Source organism: Anaerosporobacter sp., from assembly GCF_031551385.1.
Lineage (GTDB): Bacteria > Bacillota > Clostridia > Lachnospirales > Lachnospiraceae > Anaerosporobacter.
Genome location: NZ_JAVBNS010000136.1, coordinates 1 through 4102, shown reverse-complemented (window position 1 = coordinate 4102; position 4102 = coordinate 1). Strand labels below are relative to the sequence as shown.

Annotated in this window: 5 protein-coding genes and 1 pseudogene; 1 reads left to right on the top strand and 5 read right to left on the bottom strand. The window is 35.4% G+C overall.

The window, feature by feature from the left end; translation table 11 throughout:
• Window positions 1-13: 13 nt before the first annotated feature.
• The 4 genes from lepB to RMR19_RS11335 form a co-directional block, all read right to left on the bottom strand.
• Window positions 14-625, bottom strand: a complete 612-nt coding sequence (gene lepB, locus RMR19_RS11350) for a signal peptidase I (RefSeq protein WP_310603602.1) — start codon at window positions 623-625, stop codon at window positions 14-16.
• A 137-nt stretch (window positions 626-762) separates the two neighbouring features.
• A complete protein-coding gene (gene rplS, locus RMR19_RS11345; RefSeq protein WP_310603601.1) occupies window positions 763-1110 on the bottom strand; it encodes a 50S ribosomal protein L19 in 348 nt (115 codons plus the stop codon).
• A 153-nt stretch (window positions 1111-1263) separates the two neighbouring features.
• The gene (locus RMR19_RS11340; RefSeq protein ID WP_331654715.1) at window positions 1264-2133 is read right to left on the bottom strand and encodes a methionyl aminopeptidase; all 870 of its coding nucleotides are present in this window, start codon (window positions 2131-2133) and stop codon (window positions 1264-1266) included.
• 29 nt (window positions 2134-2162) lie between these two features.
• Window positions 2163-2816, bottom strand: coding sequence for a TetR/AcrR family transcriptional regulator (locus RMR19_RS11335; protein WP_310603600.1), 654 nt, complete (start codon window positions 2814-2816; stop codon window positions 2163-2165).
• A gap of 101 nt (window positions 2817-2917) precedes the next feature.
• Between RMR19_RS11335 and RMR19_RS11330 the strand changes: the two genes are divergently transcribed.
• Window positions 2918-3430 (top strand): GNAT family N-acetyltransferase, encoded by a 513-nt coding sequence (locus RMR19_RS11330; protein WP_310603599.1) that lies wholly within the window; start codon window positions 2918-2920, stop codon window positions 3428-3430.
• A gap of 95 nt (window positions 3431-3525) precedes the next feature.
• Here the strand turns inward: RMR19_RS11330 and RMR19_RS11325 are convergent.
• A pseudogene (locus RMR19_RS11325) lies at window positions 3526-4102 on the bottom strand (DegV family protein); the annotation flags it as partial.

Below are 4102 nucleotides of genomic sequence, written 5' to 3'. Positions count from 1 at the left end.
TTACATGGTGCCTTTATTTATCAGACGTATTCTCTGTTTTCGTTTCTTTCGCAGGATTTAACTCATTAACAAAATTAAATGGTTTCAAACGAATCCATGCCTTTCCAATAATATCACCAGAAACAACGTTTCCAATATTGGCGAAACGACTATCTTCACTAAGATTACGATTATCTCCAAGTACAAAATATTCTTTCTCTTCTAGGATTACTGGTTCTACTGCTAAACCAGGATTTTTAATTAACTCAACATCTGCTTTTTCTGTAATTGGCTCACCATCAATGTAAACAATTCCATCTTTAATCTGCACCGTTTCCCCTGGCAAACCTATCACTCGCTTTATATTATAATAGCTATGTTCTTTACCTGTTTGTTTGAATACAATAACATCAAATCGCTTTGGCTTAGAGAAACGATATGCAAGTTTATTAATAATAACCTTATCATTCTCTTGTAGCGTTGTTTCCATCGATTCACCAACTACCGTGGTCTTCTCAATTGCATATTCCACAAGCAAATATGCTAACAAAATAACTAGGATAATCTCTACAACCCATATTATAATCTCTTTTATAATCTTTTTTCTCTTCTTACTAATCTCATCGGAATCAAAATTATATTTCATTGATCTCTCAACCTCATCTCTATTTCCTACGAATTTAAAAAGTTACTGTTCACTCCACGAGCAGTAACACACTTCGCGATGAACAGTAACGAAAAGGGACAATATACGTATGTACTTGTCCCTTCTCTTTGTTTTAATTATTTAACTAATTCTTTAACTTTAGCTCTCTTACCAACTCTATCACGTAAGTAGTTAAGTTTAGCTCTTCTTACTTTACCACGTCTAATAACTTCGATCTTTTCAACGATTGGTGAATGTAATGGCCAAGTCTTTTCTACACCGATTCCATTAGATGCTTTTCTTACTGTGAAAGTTTCTCTTGAACTTCCGTTTTGTCTCTTTAATACTGTACCTTCAAAAACCTGAGTTCTTTCACGGTTACCTTCTTTTACTTTAGCGTATACTCTTACAGTATCACCTACGTGAAATACAGGTACTTCTGCTTTTAATTGAGCAGCTTCGATATTCTTAATAATTTCGTTCATTTGTGCGACCTCCTTCAATATTTAGATGTTCTTAATACACTCTGTAACAGAGGAACACCCTTTTCATCTCACAACGACTTATTCTATCATATATTTTCATATGATGCAAGAATTTTTTTATTATAAATGATTATATTCTTATTATCCATACTTTTAGTGAGCTAATATTTCAACACCTGTTTCTGTAACAAGTAACATATACTCCCATTGTGCCGATGGCATTCCATCCTCAGTATATATTGTCCAACCATCTTCATCATCTTGGAACACATCTGCTTTCCCCATATTAACCATAGGTTCAATTGTAAATGTCATACCTGGCACTAACAGCATATCCGTTCCTCTTTGTCCAATATGACTTACCCAAGGTTCCTCATGGAATTCAACACCTACGCCATGTCCTCCGATTTCCCTAACAATCGTATAACCATGTTTCTTTGCATGTTCATTAATAACATATCCAATATCGCCAAGGAAGCCCCAAGGTTTTACCTCTTTCACGCCTAACTCAAGGCACTCTTTTGTTACCTCAACAAGTTTTCTTTTCTCTTCACTTACATCACCGATGCAATACATACGAGAAGAATCCCCAAAGTAGCCATCTACAATTGTAGAAGCGTCAACATTTACGATATCACCGCTTACTAATTTACGATCCGCACTTGGAATACCATGGCAAACAACTTCATTAATTGATACACAAACACTCTTTGGATAACCTTGATAGCCAAGTGTTGCTGGAATTGCACCTAGTTCTTTCGTAAATTTATTAACAAGATCATCTAGTTCCTGTGTCGTTACTCCTTCTTTTACATAAGGCTCTAAAAGATCAAGAATCTTTGTGTTTATCTCACCAGCTTTACGAATTCCTTCTATCTGTTCTGGCGTTTTAATTATATCTCTTGGAGGAAGTACTGCCCCTTGCTCATCAAATGCATCCATTTTTTCATCAAATGCAAGATGACAGCTCTTATATTTTTTATTACTTCCACACCAACATACATCATTTCTATTTAACTTCATAGCCATTCTTCTTTCTATCATTTATTTTATTATGAATGCAATCCTGATATTGCAAGCTTTATAAGCATATCATAGAGCACATTCCATTCTTCATGTTTCATTTGAATCGTAAGTCTATTCTCTTCTTCTTGATAACAAACCGTATGTAGCAATTCACTCTTTCCCATGCCCATAACTGCTTGACAGTATCGCACTAGATATTCTAGTGTAATATCAGTTCTCACACTACCTGTCTCTATCAAATTCTTAAGAATAGGTGTTATCGTTTGCTCACAAAAACCATGGTTTAGTTTCTCTATATGTGTGCGAATCTCTAAGTCCTGCTCATTGCCTGATGCGAACAAAAAGCAAACCTCTGCTTGATAACTCTCTATAATGTTCCAAAGCACTTCCTTACTCTCTTGTGTAACCATATCAAGACTAACATTTCCCTGCATACAGTTTTGCAATTGCGTCTTCATAGCTGTCTTTATCATAGAATATGCATAGTCCGTTAGATACATGTAGAATTCTTTCTTATCCTCAAAATACTGATACATACTTCCTTTTGAAACAACTGCACTCTTTGCAATATCTCCTACACTACCAAGCAGATACCCTTTATTCGTAAACTCTGTGAGTGCAGCATATACAACATTTCTCTGCTTTGCTGGTTGTAAATTAAAAAATGTTTGTTTTGGCATTGCTATCTCCTATTTCGTATTGTGTTTTGCATTTTCTCTTCATCTATGGTAACATAAAACAAAAAAGTTTGCAAAAAACAAATGACTGATGGAGGATTACTATGTTACGCTTACGACCTTTCAAACTATGCGATGCCCCGTATCTATTAAAATGGTTTCATGACGAAAAATCATTCGCGATGTGGAGCGCAAATAAATTCACATATCCACTTACTTTAGAACAAATCGTTGATTATAAAAACCGCTTCGATGAAGACCCTAATGCCTGGACATTTATAGCCTTAAACGAAGCCGGTACTCCTGTAGGGCATTTTTCTATGCGTAACGCTGATTACGAAAAGCAAAGTATCCATCTTGGTTTTATTGTTGTTGATAGCAATTGCCGTGGTAAAGGCTACGGAAAAGAAATGGTGTCTCTTGCCATTCAATATGCTACAGATATATTAAAGATGTCTCGCATTACGCTTGGTGTGCACGGAGATAACGAAGCCGCTCACAACTGCTACAAATCTGTTGGATTAGTTGACGAAGCGTTCCACCCTGCATTCTTTGAATACAAAGATGAAAAATTAGATTTTTACGATATGGCATATACAAAAAATCTTGCTAATTAATAAAAATAATAACAAAAGAAAGTCAATGCTCAAGTCAGATTTCACTGATCATTGACTTTCTTTTTATTCTATTTCATTTATGTTATGAAATGATTTTATAAATCAATTTTTTTAGAACACGCAATTGCTAATGCACCATATCCAATGTGACATGCAATACTAAGTGCCAATGGATCTAGATGAATATCATAGTTCGGAAAATCATTTTGTAATTCTTCTTTCCATAATAACGCCTCTTCCTCATTGCCTGCATAAGCCACTTCAAGATGAATGGTATGATTATCTTCTGTACATCCGAAACGTTCCTGCATATCTTTGCGCATCGCTTCAACCATAACCTTCTTTGCTTGCTTCTTACCACGAGTTTTCGAATAAGCGTCTAGTTTTTCTCCTTGAATTTGCAATACTGGTTTTAGGTTTAATACAGCACCTATTGCTGCCGCCGCTGGTGTAATTCTACCACCTTTTTTTAGATACTTTAGCGTGTCTAATGTAATATAGATACTTGATTCAAACTTAACCGATTCTAAATATTCTTTAATCTCTAACGCTGTTTTTCCTACCTTTGCAAGCTCAACCGCATCTAGTACCGATTGCCTTTGTGTAACAGAAATTCTTTGATTATCAACTACTTGCACTCTTCAGTCATAATCCGCAGCCAACATCAAAGCA

Excerpts from the sequence above, each read along its gene's own strand:
- lepB (WP_310603602.1), bottom strand. The coding sequence starts at position 625 with ATGAAATATAATTTTGATTCCGATGAGATTAGTAAGAAGAGAAAAAAG.
- rplS (WP_310603601.1), bottom strand. The coding sequence starts at position 1,110 with ATGAACGAAATTATTAAGAATATCGAAGCTGCTCAATTAAAAGCAGAA.
- RMR19_RS11340 (WP_331654715.1), bottom strand. The coding sequence starts at position 2,133 with ATGAAGTTAAATAGAAATGATGTATGTTGGTGTGGAAGTAATAAAAAA.
- RMR19_RS11335 (WP_310603600.1), bottom strand. The coding sequence starts at position 2,816 with ATGCCAAAACAAACATTTTTTAATTTACAACCAGCAAAGCAGAGAAAT.
- RMR19_RS11330 (WP_310603599.1), top strand. The coding sequence starts at position 2,918 with ATGTTACGCTTACGACCTTTCAAACTATGCGATGCCCCGTATCTATTA.